Raw genomic sequence first — 22,566 nt, 5'->3', positions numbered from 1 at the left:
GTTTGAAAAAGAAAGAGGACGAGCCATATGCTAAAAGGGAAAAAGATACTTCTATGTGTAACAGGAGGCATTGCGGTCTTTAAAGCGGCTGCGTTAACTAGTAAATTGACACAAGCTGGTGCTATTGTAAAAGTAATGATGAGTGAGTCGGCAATGAAGTTTGTTACGCCTCTTACATTTCAAGCACTTTCTCGCCATGACGTATATACAGATACATTCGATGAGAAGGACTCGGCTGTTATTGCACATATCGATTTAGCAGATTGGGCAGATGTAGTACTTGTTGCGCCTGCTACTGCCAATTGTATTGGGAAGTTAGCTGGTGGTATTGCAGACGATATGATTACAACTACTTTGTTAGCTACTACAGCCCCAGTGTGGATTGCACCTGCTATGAATGTGCATATGTATGAAAACAAAATTGTACAAAAAAATATGATGACGTTGAAAACGTTAGGATATACATTTATTGAGCCTGGAGAAGGTTTTTTAGCGTGTGGTTATGTTGCGAAGGGAAGACTAGAAGAACCGGAAGCAATTATTGCACGGTTAGAAGAGGCTTTTTCCGAACAAAAACCGTTGCAAGGAAAAAAAATATTAATAACTGCTGGCCCAACTCGTGAAAAGATTGATCCAGTGCGTTTTATGACCAATTTTTCTTCTGGGAAAATGGGATATGCAATTGCGGAAGTGGCAGCGAACTTAGGTGCTGATGTCATACTTGTTTCGGGACCGACAGCATTAAACCCACCATTACATGTAAATACGGTACAAGTGGAATCTGCACAAGATATGTTAGAAGTAGTTCTGCAACAGTATAAAAACGTAGATGTTGTCATTAAAACAGCAGCAGTTGCAGATTATCGCCCGAAATATGTTCATGATAATAAAATGAAAAAGAAAAATGGAGATGCTGTAATCGAACTCGAGAGAACAGTAGATATTTTAAAAACGTTAGGTGAGATGAAGGATCAACAGTTACTTATCGGTTTTGCGGCTGAAACGACAAAGGTAGAAGAATACGCAACAAAAAAATTACGTGAGAAAAATGCGAATATGATTGTTGCGAACGATGTAAAGGCACAAGGAGCTGGATTTGGTACAGATACAAACATTGTAACAATGTATAGAAAAGATGGAGAAGTTATCGAGTTACCACTTTTAACGAAGAAAGAGGTTGCTCGTGAAATATTAAAGCAAATTGAAATGATGTTAGAAGATGATCGTCTATGAAATTTGCAAGTGTAATTGTTGATGTACCTGCACGTCAGACAGATCGACCATTTGATTATATTATCCCTAAAAAGTGGGAAGATATTGTCCAGATAGGCATGCGTGTAGTAGTTCCATTTGGCCCAAGGAAATTGCAAGGCTTTATTATTGGGATTAAAGATTCGGCTGAAGTAGAAAGTAAGAAGCTAAAGACAATCCATGAAATATTAGATGTAACACCAGTTTTAAACGAGGAATTATTAAAGCTTGGATATTGGCTTACAAGCGAAACGTTATGTTATATGATTTCAGCCTTTCAAGTCATGCTTCCAACGGCGATAAAAGCTACGTATAAAAAGCGTCTACAACTTCGTAAACAAGAAGAAGTAGCACCTGAACTACTGTTTTTATTTCAGGAAAAAGAAGCGATAGATTGGGAAGCTATTGAGACGCAGCCGCATCTATACCGCACGATTCAACAAGAAATTAAAAATGGCACGATTGAAGTTGTTTATCAGGTAAAAGATAAAGTGCAAAAGAAGAAACAAAGAGTCGTTCAACCGGAGTTGCCAGAAGATAAATTGGAATTAGCAGCATTTGAACTGAAAAGTAAAAAACAACAAGATGTACTCTATTATTTTGTGGAAAATTATAAAAGTGTGCCGTTGAAAGTGATAACAGAAGAGTTGCAAATAACAGACGCTCCGATTAAAGCACTTGTTAAAAAGGGGCTAATTTCAGAAAAGTATGTGGAAGTGTACCGAAATCCGTATGACGATGATGATTTTGAACAAACGAAACCATTCCCACTTACGGAGGAACAAAAGCAAGTTATTGCACCGATTTTATCATCAATTACAAATGAAACTTACAATCCATTTTTACTATATGGTGTTACAGGAAGCGGAAAAACAGAAGTATATTTACAATCTATAGCAGCGGTGCTCGCGAAAGGGAAAGAAGCTATTGTACTTGTTCCTGAAATTGCACTAACGCCTCAAATGGTAGATCGTTTTAAAGGCAGATTTGGCTCGCAAGTTGCGGTTCTTCATAGTGCGCTGTCTGTTGGAGAAAAATATGATGAATGGCGTAAGATTTTAAGAAAAGAAGTGAAAGTTGTAGTTGGTGCACGTTCAGCTGTATTTGCTCCTTTTGAAAATTTAGGGATTATTATTATTGATGAGGAGCATGAATCGAGCTATAAGCAAGAAGATAATCCGAGGTATCATGCAAGGGATGTAGCTGTCTGGAGAGGGCAATATCATAAATGTCCTATCGTTCTTGGTAGTGCAACACCGACACTTGAATCGTTTGCAAGAGCGAAAAAAGGTGTGTATGAATTACTAACGATGGAAAAACGTATGAATAAACAAGCGTTACCAACAGTAGAGATTGTTGATATGCGTGAGGAACTTCGTGACGGGAATCGTTCCATGTTTTCGAAGGCATTACATGAAAAAATAGCAGATCGATTAGAAAAGAAAGAACAGATGGTACTCTTTTTAAATAGAAGAGGTCATTCTACATTTGTTATGTGCCGTGATTGTGGGTATGTTGTACAATGTCCGCATTGTGATATCTCGCTGACATATCATAAAATGAACCATCGTTTAAAATGTCATTACTGCAGTCACGAAGAGAATATGCCGACTGCGTGTCCTGCTTGTCAAAGTACATATATTCGTTTCTTTGGTACAGGTACACAAAAGGTAGAAGAAGAAATTACAAAACTATTTCCAGAGGCACGAGTTATTCGAATGGATGTAGATACGACAAGTCGCAAAGGAATGCATGAAAAATTATTAAAGGCGTTCGGGGAAGAAAAAGCAGATATACTACTTGGAACACAAATGATTGCGAAAGGATTAGATTTTCCTAAAGTAACGCTTGTCGGGGTTTTAACTGCAGATACGATGCTTCACTTGCCTGATTTTCGAGCGAGTGAAAAGACGTATCAGTTATTGACGCAAGTAAGTGGACGAGCAGGCAGACATGAATTGCCAGGGGAAGTTATAATTCAAACGTATACGCCAGAACATTATAGTATAGAGTTAGCAAAGAACCAACAATATGATGTGTTTTTTGACCAAGAAATGCAAATGAGACGAACAAGACAATATCCACCTTATTACTATGTTGTACTTGTAACAGTATCTCATCCAGAATTATTAAAGGCAGTGCAAGTGACGGAAAAAATTGTCGGTCATTTACGGGCGCACTGCACAGAGCAAACGATGGTGTTAGGACCGGTTGCTTCAGCAATTCCAAGGATAAAAGATAGATATCGTTATCAATGCATGATAAAATACAAACGGGAACCAAACTTAAAGAACGTGCTCAAAATGGTAAATGAACATTATCAAGCAGAAATGCAAAAAGAGCTACAAATCTCAATTGATTTTAATCCAACAATGTTAATGTAGCGGAGGGAAATATGGCAGTTTTAGAAATAGTAAAGCATCCAAATGAAGTGTTAGAAACACCATGCGAAAGAGTGATTAACTTTGATAAAAAGTTAGTGAAATTGTTGAAAGATATGCATGAAACAATGTTAATTGCGGACGGAGTCGGTTTAGCTGCGCCTCAAGTAGGTGTAAGCTTGCAAGTTGCGGTAGTTGATATCGGTGATGATACGGGGAAAATCGAGTTAATCAATCCATCGATACTAGAAAAACGTGGTGAACAAGTAGGTCCCGAAGGCTGTCTAAGCTTCCCGGGACTTTATGGTGAAGTGGAACGTGCGGATTATATTAAAGTACGTGCTCAAAATCGCCGAGGTAAAGTATTTTTACTAGAAGCAGAAGGATTTTTAGCACGTGCAATTCAACATGAAATCGATCATTTACACGGTGTGTTATTTACATCGAAAGTGACAAGATATTATGAGGAAAACGAATTAGAATAGGTATCAAAAGGAGCGGTTTTTGAATGATAAAAGTAGTATTTATGGGAACACCGGACTTTTCAGTGCCGGTGCTTCGTCGTCTTATCGAAGATGGCTATGATGTAATAGGTGTTGTGACGCAGCCTGATCGTCCGGTAGGTAGAAAAAAAGTATTAACACCTACACCTGTTAAAGTTGAAGCAGAAAAACATGGTATTCCGGTGTTACAACCGTTAAGAATTCGTGAAAAAGACGAATATGAACAAGTCTTGGCATTAGAGCCAGATTTAATTGTAACAGCTGCTTTCGGTCAGATTGTACCAAATGAAATTTTAGAAGCACCGAAGTATGGATGTATTAACGTCCACGCGTCTTTACTACCTGAACTTCGTGGTGGTGCACCAATTCATTATGCAATTATGGAAGGTAAAGAAAAAACGGGTATTACAATTATGTATATGGTAGAGAAATTGGATGCTGGTGATATCTTAACGCAAGTAGAAGTCGAGATTGAAGAGCGTGAAACGACAGGCTCTTTATTCGATAAGTTAAGTGAAGCAGGGGCACACCTTCTATCTAAAACAGTACCTTTATTAATTCAAGGTAAGTTAGAACCAATTAAACAAAACGAAGAAGAAGTAACGTTTGCATATAATATAAAACGTGAGCAAGAGAAAATTGATTGGACAAAAACAGGTGAAGAAGTATACAATCACATTCGCGGATTGAATCCATGGCCAGTCGCTTATACGACTTTGGTAGGACAAGTTATTAAAGTATGGTGGGGAGAGAAGGTCTCTATTACAGAGAAAGCTGAACCAGGTACAATAGTAGCTCTTGAAGAAGATGGATTTGTTGTTGCAACAGGGAATGAGACAGGGGTTAAAATCACTGAATTGCAACCTTCTGGTAAAAAACGTATGAGTTGTTCGCAATTTTTACGTGGCACAAAACCTGAAATTGGAACGAAGTTAGGAGAAAATGCATGAGACAAAATGTTCGTGAGTTAGCTCTTGATGGCTTAATTCAAGTAGAAAAAAGTGGTGCATACAGTAACTTACTTCTAAATAATCTAATTGAAAAAAATGCAATTGATAGAAAAGATATTGGTTTGTTAACTGAAATTGTATATGGAACGATTCAACGTCGTGACACATTAGATTATTATTTACAGCCTTTTTTAAAAAAGAAGGTTGAGGCGTGGGTAAGAGTATTACTTCGCTTATCTTTATATCAAATGATTTATTTAGACCGAGTGCCAGAAAGAGCGGCTATTCATGAAGCAGTTGAAATTGCAAAGCGTCGCGGGCATAAAGGGATTGCTGGTATGGTAAACGGGGTATTACGTTCGATTCAGAGAGAAGGGGTACCTTCTGTAGATGAAATCAAGGATCCAATAGAACGTTTGGCAATTGCAACAAGTCATCCAATGTGGCTTGTGCAAGACTGGGCTTCTGAATATGGTTTAGAGACAGCAGAGAAAATGTGTGAAGTGAACATGTTACCCCCGGTACCAACAGCGCGTGTAAATGTTGATAAAATAACAGTAGAAGAAGCAATAGAGTTGTTGGCTGGTGAAGGTATAGAAGCGAAGCGCGGCGATTTATCAGAGGATGCAATTCAAATTGAAAGAGGGAATGTAGCGCATACAGATGCGTTCAAAAAAGGTTTTCTTTCTATTCAAGATGAAAGTTCTATGCTTGTAGCACGCGCTTTAGAACCGAATGAGGGAGATGAAGTTCTTGATAGTTGTGCTGCTCCGGGCGGAAAGACAACGCACATTGCAGAGCGATTAAAAGGAACAGGTCAAGTTATGTCTCTTGATTTACATGCACACAAAGTACGTTTAATTAAACAACAAGCGGAGAGACTTGGTCTAGAAAATGTCGAAACAAAAGCACTAGATGCTAGAAAAGTGCAAGAACACTTTGCGAATGAAACATTTGATAAAATATTAGTAGATGCACCATGTTCTGGATTTGGTGTTATTAGACGTAAACCTGATATTAAGTTAGGTAAAAATAAAGGCGATAGTGAAAGATTATCGACGATTCAACTTGCAATACTAGAAAAAATAGCACCGTTATTAAAACAAGGTGGTCGCCTTGTTTATAGTACGTGCACAATAGAAAAAATAGAAAATGAACAAGTAATAAAGCAATTTTTACAAAAGCATCCTGAATTTGAATGGGATACTACGATAAAAGATCGCATGCCAGAAAAGTTAAATCCGTATATTGATGAAGGTCAAGTGCGAATTTTACCGCATTATTTTGCAACAGATGGCTTTTATATTGCTTGTTTAAGGAAGAAGGTGTAGCATCGTGGAAACGACTGTGAGAAAACAAAAGAAAAATCTAGAAACGAAGAAACCATCAATTTATTCTTTACAACTTCATGAAATGCAAGATTGGTTAAAGGAACAAGGAGAACCTAAATTCCGTGCAGGACAAATCTTTGATTGGCTATATAAAAAACGTGTAAAAAATTATGACGACATGTCGAATCTTTCTAAAGGATTACGCGATAAATTGTCGAATTCCTTTGATATTACTACTTTAAATACATTAGTAAAACAAACATCTTCTGATGGAACAATTAAATTTTTATTCCAATTATATGATGGTTATTCTATTGAAACAGTGTTAATGCGACACGAATATGGAAATTCTATTTGTGTAACAACACAGGTTGGATGCCGTATTGGTTGTACGTTCTGTGCATCTACACTTGGTGGGTTAAAACGAAACTTAGAGGCTGGAGAGATTGTAGCGCAAGTAGTAGAAGTGCAACGTGCACTTGATGAAACAGAAGAACGTGTAAGTTCGCTTGTTGTTATGGGAATTGGAGAGCCGTTTGATAATTACGACAATTTAATGTCATTCTTACGCATTGTAAACCATGAAAAAGGAATTCATATTGGTGCAAGGCATATGACAGTTTCAACAAGTGGAATTGTTCCAAAAATTTATAAGTTCGCTGAAGAAGATATGCAAATTAATTTTGCGATTTCATTGCATTCTGCAAATACAGAGTTACGTTCAAAATTAATGCCGATTAACCGTGCTTATAAGCTACCAGACTTAATGGAAGCTGTTAAATACTATGTAAATAGAACAGGGCGTCGTATTACGTTTGAATATGGCTTATTTGGAGGAGAAAATGACCAAGTTGAGCAAGCTGAAGAACTTGCTGCGCTTTTAAAAGGTGTAAAATGTCATGTAAACTTAATTCCGGTAAACTACGTACCTGAACGTGATTATGTACGTACGCCACGTGAACAAATTTTCTTATTTGAAAAAACGTTAAAAGATCGTGGAGTGAATGTAACAATTCGCCGTGAACAAGGTCATGATATTGATGCAGCCTGCGGTCAGTTACGTGCGAAGGAGCGTAAAGAAGAGACGAGGTGACGAGATGAAAGCCGTGTTTCTATCAGATAAAGGAAAAGTTCGTCAACATAATGAAGATAGTGCGGGAGTTTTTCACAATTTAGATGGAAATATTTTAGCGGTAGTAGCAGATGGAATGGGAGGTCATCGAGCTGGTGATGTAGCTAGCTCGATGACCATTCAATTATTTCATGATTATTGGAAGCAAACGCATAATATGAATGAACCAAAAAAAGTAGAAGAGTGGTTACATACGAGTGTTGGGATTATTAATGAGCGTATATATGAGTACTCTAAGCAACATGTAGAATGTAATGGCATGGGAACAACACTTATAATAGCGATTTGTACGCCAAACTTTGTGACAATAGGTCATATAGGAGATAGTCGTTGTTATATGGTATCAGAGGGAGAAATATCGCTTGTAACGGAAGATCACTCACTTGTAAATGAACTTGTAAGACATGGTGAAATTTCAAAAGAAGACGCAGAATATCACCCGAAAAAGAATGTTTTGTTAAGGGCGTTAGGAACAGAAGAAAAAGTCGGATTAGATGTTAAAACATTGGTGCTTGAGGAAGATGATCAGTTACTTCTTTGCTCGGATGGGTTATCTAACAAAGTTTCTATTGCTGATATGCAACAAATTTTACAGTTAAATGAACAGCTTGAAACTAAGGGACAACGTCTCATTCAATTGGCGAATGATCGTGGCGGGGAAGATAATATCACCCTTGTTCTTATTGATTATGCGGGTTCGACAAACGAAAGTAGGTGAAGTGCAACGTGCTGATTGGAAAACGCTTAAATGACCGTTATAAGCTGCTGAAAATGATTGGTGGTGGTGGAATGGCCAATGTGTATTTAGCTCATGATGATATACTTGGCCGAGATGTAGCGGTAAAAATATTAAGACTCGACTATTCAAATAATGAAGAGTTTATTAAACGTTTCCATCGAGAAGCGCAGTCTGTTACAACGTTGTCGCATCCAAATATTGTGAATATGTATGATGTCGGAGAAGAAGATGGTATATATTATCTTGTAATGGAGTATGTACCAGGACAAACATTGAAGCAATACATAATTGAGCGAGGGATGTTACCTATAGGAGAAGCTCTTGATATTATGGAGCAGTTAACATCCGCCATGGCACATGCCCATCATTTTGAAATTGTGCACCGTGATATTAAACCGCACAATATTTTAATTCGAGCTGATGGAGTAATAAAAGTAACAGATTTTGGAATTGCGACAGCTACAAGTGCAACAACAATTACACATACAAATTCGGTACTCGGTTCGGTACATTACTTATCACCAGAACAAGCACGCGGCGGGATAGCAAATAAACAATCAGATATTTATTCCCTAGGAATCGTTATGTTTGAGTTGTTAACAGGAAGACAACCGTTTTCTGGCGAATCTGCTGTTGCTATAGCTTTAAAACATTTACAAAGTGAAATTCCGTCTCCAAAGAGATGGAATGAAAATATTCCGCAAAGTGTTGAAAATATTATATTAAAGGCAACTGCGAAAGATCCGTTTCACCGATATCAATCTGCCAATGCGATGAAACGAGATATTGAAACTGCGCTATATCCAGAGAGGATAAATGAGCAGCCATTTTACATACCGGAAGATATGGAAGCGACAAAAGCGATTCCGATTATTCAACAAGAACAATTATTCGAAAATGTAACTGATGAAACAATTGTTTTAAAAGGAAGTAAAGTGGATGAACAGAAAAGAAAAGAAGAAACGGAATTATATAAGAAGAAAAAACGAAGTAATAAATGGATCAAAGTTTTAATTACGACATTTTTACTTTTAGCAATTGGAATAACGTTAGCGCTTACTGTTATTCCGGGATTCTTTATTCCAAAAGATGTAAAAGTCCCTGATGTGGCTGGTATGAAGTATACGACAGCAGTAAATACATTAGTTGAAAAGGGTTTTGAGGTTACGGAACCTAATATTGTATATACAGATGATGTTGAAACCGGTGATGTGATAAAAACAGACCCTGTGGCAGGTAGAGTCGTGAAAGAAAACTCTAAAATTACTATCTATCAATCAGGTGGAAAAAAGAAAAGTAAGATGAGTGATCTCACAGGAAAAGATTTTGAGAGTATAAGGAATGAATTAGAAGAAAAATATAAGCAAGTTACAATAAATTATATTGAAAATGATAGGCCAAAAGGTGAAATCGTAGAGCAAATTCCGACGCCTGATCAAATGGTAGTAGAGGCGGAACAAGAACTGAAAATTTGGGTAAGTAAAGGTCCTTATCAAATTAGACCAGGTGATTTTTCAGGATGGACTGAAAATAGCGTAAATGGTTATTTGAATGAGAGAAAACTAACCCCAGATATAAAACGAGAGTATTCCGATACTGTTGATAAAGGACTTGTAATTTCGCAATCTCCAAAACCAGGAACGCCGTTAAAAGAAGGAGATAAAGTGACGATTATCATCTCAGAGGGGCCTAAGCCGAAAATAACGAAAACAGTGAAAGTGGATAATATTTCTATTCCGTATGAGTCTTCTATAATTGGTGAGAAAAAACCGCAAACAATAGAAATTTATAAAGAAGATATGCAACAAAAAATGGATAGACCAATTGAAACTAGAACAATTTCAGAGTCGGCAACTATTTCTTTAGAATTTGTAATTCAAGAAGGTACAAAAGGACACTATAAAATTGTACGAGATGGTGTAACGATTATCGACAAAGAAGTACCATACCCAACTCAATAATAATGACTTCCGTTTTCTTTCTAGAGGGGATGGAATGTATTACTCTTGCCTGTTATGCTGTCTACATATAGTGGACTGTATAACAGGCAAAAATATATGATTCAAAAAGCTATAAAAGTGATACTGTTATAAATAATATTTTAAATTTGATGGTAGATTAAATATATTAACTTGTATATATGACGGGTTTTGAAATAAGTATTTAAAGAATTTTAAACCATTTAATATTAATGACAGCTTCACTTTATACAAAATAAAGGAGAATTATATGCCAGAAGGAAAAATTGTAAAAGCTCTAAGTGGATTTTATTATGTGCAGCATGAAGAAGGGATTACACAATGCCGTGGGCGTGGTGTTTTCAGAAAAAATAAAATTACGCCACTGGTAGGAGACCAAGTTGTCTTTCAAGCAGATAATCCAACTGAAGGATATGTGCTTGAAGTATTTGATCGGAAAAATGAACTTGTTAGGCCTCCTATTGCTAATGTTGATCAAGCAATTCTCGTTTTCTCTGCAGTAGAACCAGATTTTAATCCGGGACTATTAGATCGATTTTTAGTGCTGATTGAATATCATAACATTAAGCCGATTATTTGCATTAGTAAGATGGATTTAGTGGATGAAAAAATGAGAGAGACTGTTGAATCTTATGCAAATGACTATCGTGAAATGGGATATGATGTATTATTTACTTCTATAAATACATCGGAAAGTATTGATATTTTAAAACCATTCTTAGAAGGTTGTATTTCTGTCGTTGCAGGGCAATCTGGTGTTGGGAAATCTTCTATGCTTAACGTTTTACGTCCAGAGTTAGAATTGAAAACGAATGATATTTCCTCGCATTTAGGACGCGGGAAACATACGACAAGACACGTGGAATTAATTGCGGTTGGAAGCGGACTAGTTGCAGATACACCTGGTTTTAGTTCACTGGATTTCATAGATATAGAGGTAGAAGATCTTACATATTGTTTTCCAGAGTTGAAAGAAGCGAGCCAATACTGTAAATTTAGAGGGTGTACACATCTTTCTGAACCGAAATGTGCTGTGAAGACAGCAGTTGAAGAAGGGAAGATTACAGAATATCGTTATAAAAATTACAAACAATTCGTAGAAGAAATTAGAGAGAGAAAGCCGAGGTATTAGTTATGATTAAAATTGCACCATCGATCTTATCAGCAGATTTTTCAAAATTAGGGGAAGAGATTAAAGATGTAGAAAAAGGTGGAGCGGATTACATTCACGTCGATGTAATGGATGGACATTTCGTACCAAATATTACGATTGGACCATTAATTGTAGAAGCTATCCGTCCAATTACATCTTTACCATTAGATGTACATTTAATGATTGAAAATCCTGATAACTATATCCCGACTTTCGCAAAAGCGGGAGCAGATATTATTACTGTTCATGTAGAGGCGTGCCCTCATTTGCATCGTACAATTCAGCTAATTAAGTCTCATGGCATTAAAGCGGGAGTTGTATTAAATCCGCATACGCCAGTTTCGACGATTGAGCATGTATTAGAAGATATCGATATGGTATTGCTTATGACAGTAAACCCTGGATTTGGTGGACAGAAATTTATCCATTCTGTATTACCGAAAATTAAACAAGTGGCAGAAATGGTTAAAGAGCGTAATCTAGAAGTAGAAATTGAAGTTGATGGTGGTGTAAACACTGAAACAGCACGACTTTGTGTTGAAGCAGGAGCAAATGTACTTGTAGCTGGATCAGCAGTATACAATCAAAAAGACCGTGGTGAAGCAATTCGTGTCATTCGTGGATAATGAATGAACGAGTCTTTATCCTAGTGAAACTGCTAGTGTAGTAAGTTTTCACTATTTATAAAGGATAGAGAAAAAATATGTAAAAAGGCAATCTACCGAATGGCAGATTGCCTTTTTACAATAGAAGGGGAAGGAAACATGATTATTCATATTTTAGCGGGTGGACCTGCGGAATATTGTGCAGATTTTTCTCGATATGAAAATGAGAAAGTAGTGTGGGCGGCAGTTGATAGAGGAGTATATCGTCTATTAAAAGGAGGGATTACTCCAGCTGTTGCATTTGGAGATTACGATTCAGTTACTGAAGAGGAATTAGTATGGATGGGCCAGCAAACAAATGACTTACATATTGTTCCTCGTGAAAAAGATCAAACAGATTTAGAAATTGCGATTAATTGGGCGTTAGAACAAAATCCGACATTGATTCGTATTTTTGGTGCCACCGGTGGAAGGCTGGATCACGGTTTAGCAAATATACAGATGCTTTTAAGAGGGTTAGAAGTAGGGGTAGAAATGTGTATTGTAGACAATAAAAATGAAATAAGCGTAAAAAAAGTGGGTACACATATAATTGAAGAAAATAAAAATTTCCCTTATGTATCTTTTGTGCCGGTTACTGAAATAGTAGAAGGGATTACATTACTTGGTTTTAAGTATCCTCTAACTAATAAAACAATAGAATGGGGATCAACACTTTGTATTAGTAATGAACTCGTTGAGGAAAAAGGTACTTTTTCATTTACTTCTGGCATATTAATGGTGATAAGAAGCACTGATTAAAGAAACAATTTTGCTCCTTACATCATATAGTGAACAAGTGGAGTAATGGGGATTAGGAGGGAAACCATGAGATTTTATACAATTAAGTTACCTAAATTTCTTGGTGGAATTGTTCGTGCCATGTTAAATACCTTCAAAAAAGATTAAAAAAAGCACCTATTACCGGTGCTTTTTCCATTGTCATAGTAAAAAAAGAGCCTAGCGGCTCTTTTTTTTATTATTAAACACGTTCGATTTTGCCAGATTTTAATGCTCTAGCAGAAACGTAAACACGTTGAACTTTTCCGTCGATGCGTACGCGAACTTTTTGAAGGTTAGCGCCCCATTTACGTTTTGTAGCGTTCATTGCGTGAGAACGAGAGTTACCAGAACGAGCTTTTCTTCCAGTGATAGCACAAACACGAGCCATTTATATTTCCCTCCCTTGATACCTTACCATACGTAATTTTTCAATGTTAGTCTTTTTTGCGATGCTAAAAACACTACTATAATTTAACACAACTAAAAAGAGAATGCAACACCGTAGAAAAAAGAAATCAAGAAAAATTACTTGACACCATATGTCGATGATGAAAAGTTGAAATCAAGAAAAATTGCTTGACATATTATAGTGGTACATGTTGTATAATAACAATGGACTATTTTGCTCATCATAAAAAATGTGATTTAAAACATAAAATATGAGAGTGAAAAGAAAGAACGATGGAATTTTCTTTAAAAAGATTATATGATAGTAACTAAAGTAGTCTAGCTCACTTTCACCATTTATGAAGGGGGAAACGAGATGTCAATTGAAATTAAAACGAAGTATGGTCAAATTGATATTAGTACAGATGTAATTGCAACAATTGCTGGAGGTGCCGCAGTAGATTGCTACGGTATCGTAGGTATGGCATCAAAAAATCAGTTAAAAGATGGTTTAACAGACATTTTACGAAAAGAAAACTTCACTAGAGGTGTTATTGTTCGTAAAGATGAAGATGAAGTACATATTGATATGTATATTATTGTGAGCTATGGTACGAAAATTTCAGAAGTAGCACATAACGTGCAGACGAAAGTGAAATATACATTAGATCAAACTGTAGGACTAGCAGTAGATTCTGTAAACATCTACGTACAAGGAGTTAAAGTAATAAACTTGTAATGTGCATTAAGGAGGAAAATCTGTGTCAATTCAAAAAATTGATGGGAAACGTTTATCACAAATGATCATGCAAGGAGCGAATAATTTAACAAATAATGTTCAGCTTGTTGATGCATTAAACGTATTTCCGGTTCCAGATGGCGATACCGGTACAAACATGAACTTATCAATGACTTCAGGCGCACGTGAAGTGAAAGCAAATCCTTCACAGCATGCTGGTAAAGTCGGCGTAAGTTTAGCCAAAGGATTATTAATGGGAGCACGTGGTAACTCTGGAGTTATTTTATCTCAGTTGTTCCGTGGTTTCTCTAAATCCATTGAACAAAAAGAAGAATTAACAACAGTTGATTTTGCTGCAGCTTTAGATGCTGGGGTAGAAGCGGCTTACAAAGCGGTTATGAAACCGATTGAAGGAACGATTTTAACGGTTGCAAGAGAAACGGGTAAATATGCAGTGACAGTTGCGAAAAAACAGCGCGACTTTGTTTTGTTTATGGAAGACGTTGTGAAAGAAGCGAATGCATCGTTAAATCGTACGCCGGATTTATTACCTGTATTAAAACAAGTTGGCGTTGTAGATAGCGGTGGTAAAGGTCTTGTTGTTGTATACGAAGGATTTTTAGCTGACTTAAAAGGAGAAACCATTTCTTCTAATGTGTCTGCCCAACCATCTATGAATGACATGGTACGCGCAGAACATCACCGTAGTGTACAAAGCCAATTGAGTACAGAAGATATTAAGTATGGATATTGTACGGAATTCATGGTGAAATTAGAGCCTGAAAAAATGAAAGAACATAATTTCTCTGAACAAAAATTCCGTGAAGATATTAGTGTGTACGGAGATTCACTACTTGTTGTATCAGATGATGAGGTTGTTAAGGTTCATATTCATGCGGAACATCCTGGAGATCCTATGAATTATGGACAACGCTATGGTAGTTTAATTAAGATTAAAGTAGAAAATATGCGTGAACAGCATACTGCTTTATTAGATGAGCCTACTATGATGCCTGAGCCAACTAGCCAGTCTAAAGAGAAACAACCGTACGGTATCGTAACTGTTGCTATGGGATCTGGTATCAAAACTTTATTTGAGAGCATTGGCGCGACGAAAGTTATCGAAGGTGGCCAAACAATGAATCCAAGTACGGAGGATATTGTGAAGGCGATTGAAGAAGCGAATGCTGAAAAAATCATTATTTTACCGAACAACGGAAATATCGTGATGGCAGCAGAACAAGCAGCGTCAGTTGTGGATCAAGAAGTGATTGTAATTCGTTCAAAAACAGTTCCTCAAGGTATGGCTGCAATGTTAGCTTTTAATCCAGTTGGAACGTTAGAAGAGAACGAAGAAAACATGAAAGAAGCTTTATCTCATGTGAAAACCGGTCAAATTACGTATGCTGTACGTGATACGGAAATTGATGGTGTAGCGATTCAAAAAGATGATTTCATGTGTATTGCAGATGGAAAAATTGTATCAACAAATGCTGCAAAAGTAGGAGCTGCAAAGCAATTACTAGAAGCACTTATTGATGAAGATTCTGAAATTGTAACGATTCTACAAGGTGAAGATGCAACTGATGAAGAAGTAGCTGAGTTAGTTGCATTTGTAGAAGAGAATTTTGAAGATGCAGAAGTAGAAGTACATGCTGGAAACCAACCGGTGTATTCGTTCATCTTCTCTGTAGAATAAGAAAAAATTCGTTTTGAAAATAAATGGATTACTTACTTGCTAATGGATAAGAAGTAGTAATATGAAGTTTATTACTAGTTTTTATTCAAAAGGCTAGCATATTGAAGATAAAAAAGAGCCTTGCTGCTAATAGTGAGGCTCTTTTCTTTCGTATTGTTTATGAGGATTTGAGTAGTTTCTCTAAGAATGCCTATGATAGAATATATAGGGTGAAAGAGAGCGATTACAGATGTCAATAGTATGAATGAATCAAAGAAAATAATGTGACGGAGCGTGAGAATCTTGAATGAAGTTGTACAAGTTCCTGTTACGGATGTAAAGGGAATCGGAGGAGAAACATCTGAATTACTACACGAGATGGGGATTTATACAGTTTCTCATCTATTAGAACATTTTCCGTACCGTTATGAAGATTATGCGATGAAAGATCTTGCTGAAGTAAAGCATGATGAACGTGTAACAGTTGAGGGAAAGGTTCATAGTGCTCCTTTACTGCAATATTATGGGAAGAAGAAGTCTCGTCTTACGGTTCGTGTCCTCGTCGGTCGTTATTTAATTACAGCTGTATGCTTTAATAGGCCGTACTATAAGCAGAAGTTAAATTTAAATGAAACAGTAACGATTACTGGTAAATGGGATCAGCACCGTCAAACGATTGCGGTATCAGAGCTTCATTTTGGACCAGTTGTACGTCAACAAGAAGTAGAGCCTGTATACTCAGTGAAAGGGAAACTTACAGTAAAACAGATGCGCCGTTTTATTGCCCAAGCGTTCAAGGAGTATGGAGAATCTATAGTTGAAGTGTTACCTGATGGATTGCTAAGTCGATATAAATTATTGCCGCGTTATGAAGCGCTTCGGGCGTTGCATTTTCCAGCAGGACAGGAAGATTTAAAACAAGCACGTCGCCGTTTTGTATATGAGGAGTTTTTCTTATTCCAGCTAAAAATGCAAACATTACGGAAAATGGAGAGGGAAAATTCGAAAGGGACGAAAAAAGAAATTCCTTCAGCAGAATTACAAGAGTTTATTGATGCACTTCCGTTTCCATTAACTGGTGCACAGCGTCGGGTAGTAGATGAAATTATGAAAGATATGACATCTCCTTATCGGATGAATCGTCTGTTGCAAGGTGATGTAGGTTCTGGGAAAACAGTCGTTGCAGCGATTGGCCTTTATGCAGCGAAGTTAGCACATTATCAAGGTGCTTTAATGGTTCCTACAGAAATTTTAGCAGAGCAACATTATCAATCGCTTGCAGAGACGTTCTCGCACTTTGGTATGAATGTTGAATTGTTAACCAGTTCTGTTAAAGGTGTAAGGCGTCGAGAGATTTTGGCAAAATTAGAACAAGGAGAAATAGATATCCTTGTTGGAACACATGCTTTAATTCAAGATGAAGTTATCTTTCATAGGTTAGGTCTCGTTATTACTGATGAACAACATCGATTTGGTGTAGCGCAGCGACGAGTTTTAAGGGAGAAAGGTGAAAGTCCGGATGTTTTATTTATGACGGCGACGCCAATTCCGCGTACGTTAGCAATTACTGCATTTGGAGAGATGGATGTTTCTATAATCGATGAGATGCCAGCTGGTAGAAAGGTAATTGAAACATACTGGGCAAAACATGATATGTTAGATCGAGTTCTCGGTTTTGTGGAGAAGGAGATAAAAAAAGGAAGACAAGCATATGTTATTTGTCCCCTTATTGAAGAATCTGAGAAACTTGATGTACAAAATGCGATTGACTTACATAGTATGCTGACTCATCATTATCAAGGGAAATGTCAAGTCGGATTAATGCATGGCAGACTCTCATCTCAAGAAAAAGAAGAGATAATGGGACAATTTAGTGAAAATAAAGTGCAAATTCTTGTGTCGACAACAGTTGTTGAAGTAGGTGTGAACGTACCGAATGCGACTGTAATGGTTATTTATGATGCAGAGCGTTTCGGTTTATCGCAGCTCCATCAGCTCAGGGGACGTGTTGGGCGTGGTAGTGAACAATCATATTGTTTATTAATCGCGGATCCAAAATCGGAAACGGGAAAAGAGCGAATGCGTATTATGACCGAAACGAATGATGGATTTGTATTGTCAGAAAAAGATTTAGAGTTAAGAGGTCCTGGAGATTTCTTTGGAAGTAAGCAAAGTGGTTTACCAGAATTCAAGGTTGCTGATATGGTACATGATTATCGAGCGTTAGAAACAGCTAGACAAGATGCGGCGTTACTAGTAGAATCAGAAGCGTTTTGGCATAATGATCAGTATGCTTCGCTGCGTACTTATCTTGACGGGACAGGTGTGTTCCAAGGAGAGAAGCTCGATTAAAGGGAGGCAACGAAAGTTTTTGTTGCATTCTACTTTTAATGATTATATACTACTGTTAGTACCTAGTCATAAAAATGGATGGTGCGGTATGAAAAAAAGAAGAAGTAAAAAAGAAAGACAACAATTATTACAACAAACAATAGAAACGAATCCTTTTATTACGGATGAAGATTTAGCAGAAAAATTTCAAGTGAGTATACAAACCGTACGTCTTGACCGTATGGAATTATCTATTCCTGAATTAAGAGAAAGAATTAAACATGTAGCTACAAAGCAACATGAAGAAGATGTGAAATCTTTACCGTTAGAAGAGGTTGTCGGAGAAATTATCGATATAGAATTAGATAGACATGCGATTTCTATCTTTGAAGTGAAGGTAGAACACGTATTTAAAAGAAATCAGATTGCCCGTGGGCATCATTTGTTTGCACAAGCAAACTCACTAGCTGTTGCGGTTATTGATGAAGAATTAGCTTTAACTGCAAAGTCTACCATTCGATACATTCGTCCTGTAAAATTAGGAGAGCGTGTTGTTGCAAAAGCGCGCGTTGAAGATGTAGAGAATGATAAAGGACGGACCGTTGTCAAAGTGCGTAGCTTTGTTGGAGAAGAACTTGTTTTTACAGGCACTTTTGAAATGTATCGATCTAGTAATTATAGTGAGGAAGGTAACAACTTATGAAAATCGCAATAGATGCAATGGGCGGCGATCATGCTCCAAAGGCTGTCGTATTAGGAGCAATGAAAGCTATTAAGGAATATTCTGATTTACATATTACGTTAGTAGGGAAAGAAGAGGAAATTCGTCAATACTTAACGAGTGAAGAACGAATTACTATACTTCATACAGATGAAAAAATCGAATCGACAGATGAACCAGTAAGAGCGGTTCGACGAAAAAAACAAGCCTCAATGGTACTAGCAGCGCAGCAAGTGAAAGACGGCGTAGCGGATGCTTGTATATCAGCTGGTAGTACAGGAGCTTTAATGGCGGCTGGATTGTTCGTTGTAGGTCGTATGGAAGGAATTGAGCGACCAGCTTTATCCCCTACAATGCCAACGATTGATGGAGAAGGTTTTGTTATGTTAGATGTTGGAGCGAACGTTGATGCAAAACCAATTCATTTATATCAATATGCAGTAATGGGATCTGTATACGCTGAGAAAGTAAGAGGAATTAAAAATCCTCGTGTTGGACTTTTGAACGTTGGAACAGAGGATGGCAAAGGGAACGAGCTTTCAAAACAAGTCTTTGCAATGCTTAAGGATGCCCCAATTCATTTTGTTGGGAACGTTGAATCAAGAGATTTATTGCAAGGTGTAGCAGATGTTGTTGTATGTGATGGTTTTACAGGGAATGTAGCGCTAAAATCATTAGAAGGAACAGCACTTGCGTTATTTTCTATGTTAAAAGAGCAGTTAATGAGTTCGTTTACGAGCAAATTAGCAGCAGCGGTATTAAAGCCAAAACTTATGGTATTAAAAGATAAAATGGATTATTCGGAGTATGGAGGAGCGGCATTATTTGGATTGAAAGCTCCAGTCATTAAGGCTCACGGTTCTTCCAATGACCAATCAATATTTAGTGCGATTCGTCAAACGAGAGAAATGGTAGCGAAAGAAGTTATTCCTACTATTTCAAGCGTAATGGAGAAAGAGCCACTCCAATAAGAGGAGGATTTGAAATGGGAAAACTAGCATTTCTTTTTCCGGGCCAAGGTTCACAGGCAGTTGGAATGGGTAAACAGTTAGCGGAGAATAATAAAGAGGTTGCAAATGTGTTTGCGAAAGCAGATGAGGTGTTGCAAGATTCACTTTCAGAAGTGATTTTTGAAGGGCCGCAGGAAAAGCTTACGTTAACGACAAATGCGCAGCCGGCCTTATTAACAACGAGTTTTGCTATTTTGACAGCTTTGAAAGAGTATGATATTACACCAGACTTTGTTGCAGGGCATAGTTTAGGTGAATATAGCGCTCTTGTAGCAGCGGGTGCAATAACTTTTGAAGACGCTGTATATGCTGTAAGAAAACGTGGGGAATATATGGAAGAAGCTGTTCCTGGTGGAGAAGGTGCAATGGCGGCTATTTTAGGTGCTGATCCACATATGCTGAAACAAGTTACAGAAGAAGTAACAAGTGAAGGATATGCAGTGCAAATCGCTAATATGAATAGTACGAAGCAAATTGTGATTTCTGGAACAAAGCAAGGAGTTGAGATTGCTTCTCAAAGAGCGAAAGAAAATGGTGCAAAGAGAGCAATTCCGCTTAAGGTAAGTGGACCGTTCCACTCTTCGCTTATGAAGCCAGCAGCGGAGAAGTTCCAAAGTGTCTTAAAAGAAATTACAATTCAAGATACGAATATTCCTGTTATCGCAAATGTAACAGCAGACGTTATTACAAGTGGTGCACTTATTCAAGAAAAGCTAATTGAACAGCTCTATTCGCCTGTCTTATGGTACCCGTCCATTGAAAATATGGTGAATCAAGGGGTAGATACATTTATTGAGATTGGACCTGGGAAAGTGCTTGCTGGACTTATGAAGTCAATTGATTCATCAGTGAAAGCATATGCGATATACGATGAAGAGACATTAAAAGATACCATTTCAAATTTGAGAGGAGAAAACTGATGTTAAAAGGGAAAGTAGCATTAGTAACTGGCGCTTCACGTGGAATTGGTCGTGCGATTGCGATTGATTTAGCGAAACAAGGGGCAAATGTTGTAGTAAATTATGCTGGTAATGAGCAAAAGGCGAATGAAGTAGTTGATGAAATAAAGAAATTAGGTTCGGATGCACTTGCAGTAAGAGCAGATGTTGCAAATGCTGAAGACGTTACAAATATGGTGAAACAAACTGTAGATACATTTGGACAAGTTGATATTCTTGTAAATAATGCAGGTGTAACAAAAGATAATTTATTAATGCGTATGAAAGAAGAAGAATGGGATACAGTTATTAATACAAATCTAAAAGGTGTATTCTTATGTACGAAGGCAGTATCTCGATACATGATGCGCCAGCGTCATGGACGTATTATTAATATCGCTTCTGTTGTTGGAGTGACAGGTAATCCAGGACAAGCAAACTATGTTGCTGCTAAAGCGGGTGTAATTGGATTAACAAAAACATCAGCAAAAGAATTAGCGAGCCGTAATATTACTGTAAATGCAATTGCTCCAGGTTTTATTGCGACTGATATGACGGATATATTAGATGAAAATATAAAAGCCGAAATGCTAAAGTTAATTCCTGCAGCCCAGTTTGGTGAAGCGCAAGATATCGCAAATACTGTAACGTTTTTTGCTTCTGATCAAAGCAAATATATTACAGGGCAAACGTTAAATGTTGATGGCGGAATGGTAATGTAATAAAAGAATTGATTTCAACTAGTTTTTTTGGCCAATATTTAATATAATATTTGAGGGGAGGTGAATGGAATGGCAGATGTTTTAGAGCGTGTAACAAAAATCATCGTTGATCGTTTAGGTGTAGAAGAAACTGAAGTAGTACCAGCTGCGAGCTTTAAAGAAGATTTAGGCGCAGACTCCCTAGATGTAGTAGAACTTGTAATGCAATTGGAAGATGAATTCGAAATGGAAATTTCTGATGAAGATGCTGAAAAGATTGCTACTGTTGGCGATGCTGTGACTTACATAGAGAGTCATCTATAATGCTTAAGTGAAGTCCCGTTTTTTTAGCGGGGCTTCTCGGCTTATATCTGGAGGGACTTATGCCGTACCGAAAACATAGAGAAAAAAAATACGAAACAAAATATCGTGAAGCGTTTAAAGTATTTCAAGAAGAGATAGGTATTACGTTTTCAGATGAAAAATTATTGATTCAAGCATTTACGCATTCATCGTATGTGAATGAGCATCGAAAAAAACCGCATGAAGACAATGAGCGTCTCGAATTCCTTGGAGATGCAGTATTGGAACTTACTGTGTCACAGTATCTGTTTCAAAAATATCCGACAATGAGCGAAGGAGAGTTAACGAAACTACGTGCAGCTATTGTATGTGAACCATCTCTTGTTCGTTTTGCAAACGAGTTGTCATTTGGTAGCCTTGTTTTATTAGGAAAAGGTGAGGAAATGACAGGTGGACGTGAACGACCAGCTTTATTAGCGGATGTCTTTGAAGCGTTTATTGGTGCCCTTTATCTTGATCAAGGGTTAGAAACAGTATGGGGCTTCTTAAAAGAAATTGTATACCCTAAAATTAATGAAGGTGCTTTTTCTCATGTGATGGATTATAAGAGTCAATTACAAGAGTTGATTCAGCGTGATGGTAGTGGCAATATTGAGTATCAAATTTTGCAGGAAAAAGGACCGGCCCACAATCGAGAATTTGTGTCACGTGTTACGTTAAATAACGTGGCTTTAGGTCTTGGTAGTGGTAAGTCGAAAAAAGAAGCAGAGCAACAAGCTGCTGCAGAAGCATTGAAAAAATTAAAAGAACAACTATAAGGAATCCCCCTTTGAATGAGGGGGATTCCTTATGCATAGAATGAAACTTTCTTTTTGTTTGTGAATAAAAGGAAGGGAAATCCGTATAATAGCT

Annotated in this window: 22 protein-coding genes; 21 read left to right on the top strand and 1 reads right to left on the bottom strand. The window is 37.3% G+C overall.

Annotated features, from left to right (window positions below; translation table 11 throughout):
- Positions 1–27: 27 nt before the first annotated feature.
- From coaBC to spoVM, 12 genes are all read left to right on the top strand, one after another.
- The gene (gene coaBC, locus ACLBWW_RS00875) at positions 28–1,233 is read left to right on the top strand and encodes a bifunctional phosphopantothenoylcysteine decarboxylase/phosphopantothenate--cysteine ligase CoaBC (RefSeq protein ID WP_048546039.1); all 1,206 of its coding nucleotides are present in this window, start codon (positions 28–30) and stop codon (positions 1,231–1,233) included.
- Positions 1,230–3,635: a primosomal protein N' gene (priA, locus tag ACLBWW_RS00870; RefSeq protein ID WP_048546037.1), complete on the top strand. Its 2,406-nt coding sequence runs from the start codon at positions 1,230–1,232 to the stop codon at positions 3,633–3,635. The genes coaBC and priA overlap by 4 nt, the downstream gene beginning before the upstream one ends.
- 11 nt (positions 3,636–3,646) lie before the next feature.
- Positions 3,647–4,117: a peptide deformylase gene (def, locus tag ACLBWW_RS00865; protein ID WP_000279468.1), complete on the top strand. Its 471-nt coding sequence runs from the start codon at positions 3,647–3,649 to the stop codon at positions 4,115–4,117.
- A 23-nt stretch (positions 4,118–4,140) separates the two neighbouring features.
- The gene (fmt, locus tag ACLBWW_RS00860) at positions 4,141–5,085 is read left to right on the top strand and encodes a methionyl-tRNA formyltransferase (RefSeq protein ID WP_098047857.1); all 945 of its coding nucleotides are present in this window, start codon (positions 4,141–4,143) and stop codon (positions 5,083–5,085) included.
- The gene (gene rsmB / locus ACLBWW_RS00855; protein WP_048546031.1) at positions 5,082–6,416 is read left to right on the top strand and encodes a 16S rRNA (cytosine(967)-C(5))-methyltransferase RsmB; all 1,335 of its coding nucleotides are present in this window, start codon (positions 5,082–5,084) and stop codon (positions 6,414–6,416) included. Before fmt ends, rsmB begins: the two co-directional genes overlap by 4 nt.
- A 4-nt stretch (positions 6,417–6,420) precedes the next feature.
- A complete protein-coding gene (gene rlmN / locus ACLBWW_RS00850; protein WP_000450539.1) occupies positions 6,421–7,509 on the top strand; it encodes a 23S rRNA (adenine(2503)-C(2))-methyltransferase RlmN in 1,089 nt (362 codons plus the stop codon).
- A 4-nt stretch (positions 7,510–7,513) separates the two neighbouring features.
- Complete coding sequence (locus ACLBWW_RS00845) at positions 7,514–8,266, top strand: Stp1/IreP family PP2C-type Ser/Thr phosphatase (protein WP_000648694.1); 753 nt, start codon at positions 7,514–7,516, stop codon at positions 8,264–8,266.
- An 8-nt stretch (positions 8,267–8,274) separates the two neighbouring features.
- The gene (prkC, locus tag ACLBWW_RS00840; protein WP_048546028.1) at positions 8,275–10,248 is read left to right on the top strand and encodes a serine/threonine protein kinase PrkC; all 1,974 of its coding nucleotides are present in this window, start codon (positions 8,275–8,277) and stop codon (positions 10,246–10,248) included.
- A 268-nt stretch (positions 10,249–10,516) separates the two neighbouring features.
- Complete coding sequence (gene rsgA / locus ACLBWW_RS00835) at positions 10,517–11,398, top strand: ribosome small subunit-dependent GTPase A (protein WP_001113945.1); 882 nt, start codon at positions 10,517–10,519, stop codon at positions 11,396–11,398.
- A gap of 2 nt (positions 11,399–11,400) precedes the next feature.
- Entirely contained in the window at positions 11,401–12,045 is a 645-nt protein-coding gene (gene rpe / locus ACLBWW_RS00830) for a ribulose-phosphate 3-epimerase (RefSeq protein ID WP_000589963.1), read from the top strand.
- A gap of 99 nt (positions 12,046–12,144) precedes the next feature.
- A complete protein-coding gene (locus ACLBWW_RS00825) occupies positions 12,145–12,825 on the top strand; it encodes a thiamine diphosphokinase (protein ID WP_048546025.1) in 681 nt (226 codons plus the stop codon).
- Between the two features lie 66 nt (positions 12,826–12,891).
- Entirely contained in the window at positions 12,892–12,972 is an 81-nt protein-coding gene (spoVM, locus tag ACLBWW_RS00820) for a stage V sporulation protein SpoVM (RefSeq protein ID WP_001213599.1), read from the top strand.
- A 73-nt stretch (positions 12,973–13,045) separates the two neighbouring features.
- Here spoVM and rpmB read toward each other — a convergent pair whose 3' ends face one another.
- Positions 13,046–13,234: a 50S ribosomal protein L28 gene (gene rpmB, locus ACLBWW_RS00815; protein ID WP_000124776.1), complete on the bottom strand. Its 189-nt coding sequence runs from the start codon at positions 13,232–13,234 to the stop codon at positions 13,046–13,048.
- 375 nt (positions 13,235–13,609) lie between these two features.
- Here rpmB and ACLBWW_RS00810 point away from each other — a divergent pair, with 375 nt between their 5' ends.
- The 9 genes from ACLBWW_RS00810 (at position 13,610) to rncS (ending at position 22,472) form a co-directional block, all read left to right on the top strand.
- Positions 13,610–13,972: an Asp23/Gls24 family envelope stress response protein gene (locus ACLBWW_RS00810; RefSeq protein ID WP_000021109.1), complete on the top strand. Its 363-nt coding sequence runs from the start codon at positions 13,610–13,612 to the stop codon at positions 13,970–13,972.
- A 22-nt stretch (positions 13,973–13,994) separates the two neighbouring features.
- Positions 13,995–15,671, top strand: a complete 1,677-nt coding sequence (locus tag ACLBWW_RS00805) for a DAK2 domain-containing protein (RefSeq protein WP_000027123.1) — start codon at positions 13,995–13,997, stop codon at positions 15,669–15,671.
- Between the two features lie 282 nt (positions 15,672–15,953).
- Complete coding sequence (gene recG / locus ACLBWW_RS00800; RefSeq protein WP_001006889.1) at positions 15,954–18,002, top strand: ATP-dependent DNA helicase RecG; 2,049 nt, start codon at positions 15,954–15,956, stop codon at positions 18,000–18,002.
- A gap of 88 nt (positions 18,003–18,090) precedes the next feature.
- Positions 18,091–18,684 (top strand): transcription factor FapR, encoded by a 594-nt coding sequence (gene fapR / locus ACLBWW_RS00795; protein WP_048546022.1) that lies wholly within the window; start codon positions 18,091–18,093, stop codon positions 18,682–18,684.
- Positions 18,681–19,673, top strand: coding sequence for a phosphate acyltransferase PlsX (gene plsX, locus ACLBWW_RS00790; RefSeq protein ID WP_098047855.1), 993 nt, complete (start codon positions 18,681–18,683; stop codon positions 19,671–19,673). Before fapR ends, plsX begins: the two co-directional genes overlap by 4 nt.
- A gap of 14 nt (positions 19,674–19,687) precedes the next feature.
- The gene (gene fabD / locus ACLBWW_RS00785; RefSeq protein ID WP_048546019.1) at positions 19,688–20,632 is read left to right on the top strand and encodes an ACP S-malonyltransferase; all 945 of its coding nucleotides are present in this window, start codon (positions 19,688–19,690) and stop codon (positions 20,630–20,632) included.
- Positions 20,632–21,372: a 3-oxoacyl-[acyl-carrier-protein] reductase gene (gene fabG / locus ACLBWW_RS00780; protein WP_048546017.1), complete on the top strand. Its 741-nt coding sequence runs from the start codon at positions 20,632–20,634 to the stop codon at positions 21,370–21,372. The genes fabD and fabG overlap by 1 nt, the downstream gene beginning before the upstream one ends.
- Before the next feature lie 69 nt (positions 21,373–21,441).
- Positions 21,442–21,675: an acyl carrier protein gene (gene acpP / locus ACLBWW_RS00775; RefSeq protein ID WP_000786062.1), complete on the top strand. Its 234-nt coding sequence runs from the start codon at positions 21,442–21,444 to the stop codon at positions 21,673–21,675.
- Positions 21,676–21,734: 59 nt separating this feature from the next.
- Complete coding sequence (rncS, locus tag ACLBWW_RS00770) at positions 21,735–22,472, top strand: ribonuclease III (protein ID WP_001146867.1); 738 nt, start codon at positions 21,735–21,737, stop codon at positions 22,470–22,472.
- The last annotated feature ends 94 nt before the right edge of the window (positions 22,473–22,566 follow it).

The sequence above is a fragment of the Bacillus sp. M5A3_1b genome, from assembly GCF_053345335.1.
The sequence above is the reverse complement of the archived record's forward strand: the minus strand, read 5'-3'. Positions and strand labels throughout refer to the sequence as shown.

Coding starts and splice junctions, on each gene's coding strand:
- fabG (WP_048546017.1), top strand. CDS start 20,632: ATGTTAAAAGGGAAAGTAGCATTAGTAACTGGCGCTTCACGTGGAATT.
- ACLBWW_RS00825 (WP_048546025.1), top strand. CDS start 12,145: ATGGCAGATTGCCTTTTTACAATAGAAGGGGAAGGAAACATGATTATT.
- fmt (WP_098047857.1), top strand. CDS start 4,141: ATGATAAAAGTAGTATTTATGGGAACACCGGACTTTTCAGTGCCGGTG.
- priA (WP_048546037.1), top strand. CDS start 1,230: ATGAAATTTGCAAGTGTAATTGTTGATGTACCTGCACGTCAGACAGAT.
- def (WP_000279468.1), top strand. CDS start 3,647: ATGGCAGTTTTAGAAATAGTAAAGCATCCAAATGAAGTGTTAGAAACA.
- rncS (WP_001146867.1), top strand. CDS start 21,735: ATGCCGTACCGAAAACATAGAGAAAAAAAATACGAAACAAAATATCGT.
- fabD (WP_048546019.1), top strand. CDS start 19,688: ATGGGAAAACTAGCATTTCTTTTTCCGGGCCAAGGTTCACAGGCAGTT.
- coaBC (WP_048546039.1), top strand. CDS start 28: ATGCTAAAAGGGAAAAAGATACTTCTATGTGTAACAGGAGGCATTGCG.
- acpP (WP_000786062.1), top strand. CDS start 21,442: ATGGCAGATGTTTTAGAGCGTGTAACAAAAATCATCGTTGATCGTTTA.
- ACLBWW_RS00845 (WP_000648694.1), top strand. CDS start 7,514: ATGAAAGCCGTGTTTCTATCAGATAAAGGAAAAGTTCGTCAACATAAT.
- fapR (WP_048546022.1), top strand. CDS start 18,091: ATGAAAAAAAGAAGAAGTAAAAAAGAAAGACAACAATTATTACAACAA.
- spoVM (WP_001213599.1), top strand. CDS start 12,892: ATGAGATTTTATACAATTAAGTTACCTAAATTTCTTGGTGGAATTGTT.
- plsX (WP_098047855.1), top strand. CDS start 18,681: ATGAAAATCGCAATAGATGCAATGGGCGGCGATCATGCTCCAAAGGCT.
- rpmB (WP_000124776.1), bottom strand. CDS start 13,234: ATGGCTCGTGTTTGTGCTATCACTGGAAGAAAAGCTCGTTCTGGTAAC.
- ACLBWW_RS00810 (WP_000021109.1), top strand. CDS start 13,610: ATGTCAATTGAAATTAAAACGAAGTATGGTCAAATTGATATTAGTACA.
- rpe (WP_000589963.1), top strand. CDS start 11,401: ATGATTAAAATTGCACCATCGATCTTATCAGCAGATTTTTCAAAATTA.
- rsgA (WP_001113945.1), top strand. CDS start 10,517: ATGCCAGAAGGAAAAATTGTAAAAGCTCTAAGTGGATTTTATTATGTG.
- rsmB (WP_048546031.1), top strand. CDS start 5,082: ATGAGACAAAATGTTCGTGAGTTAGCTCTTGATGGCTTAATTCAAGTA.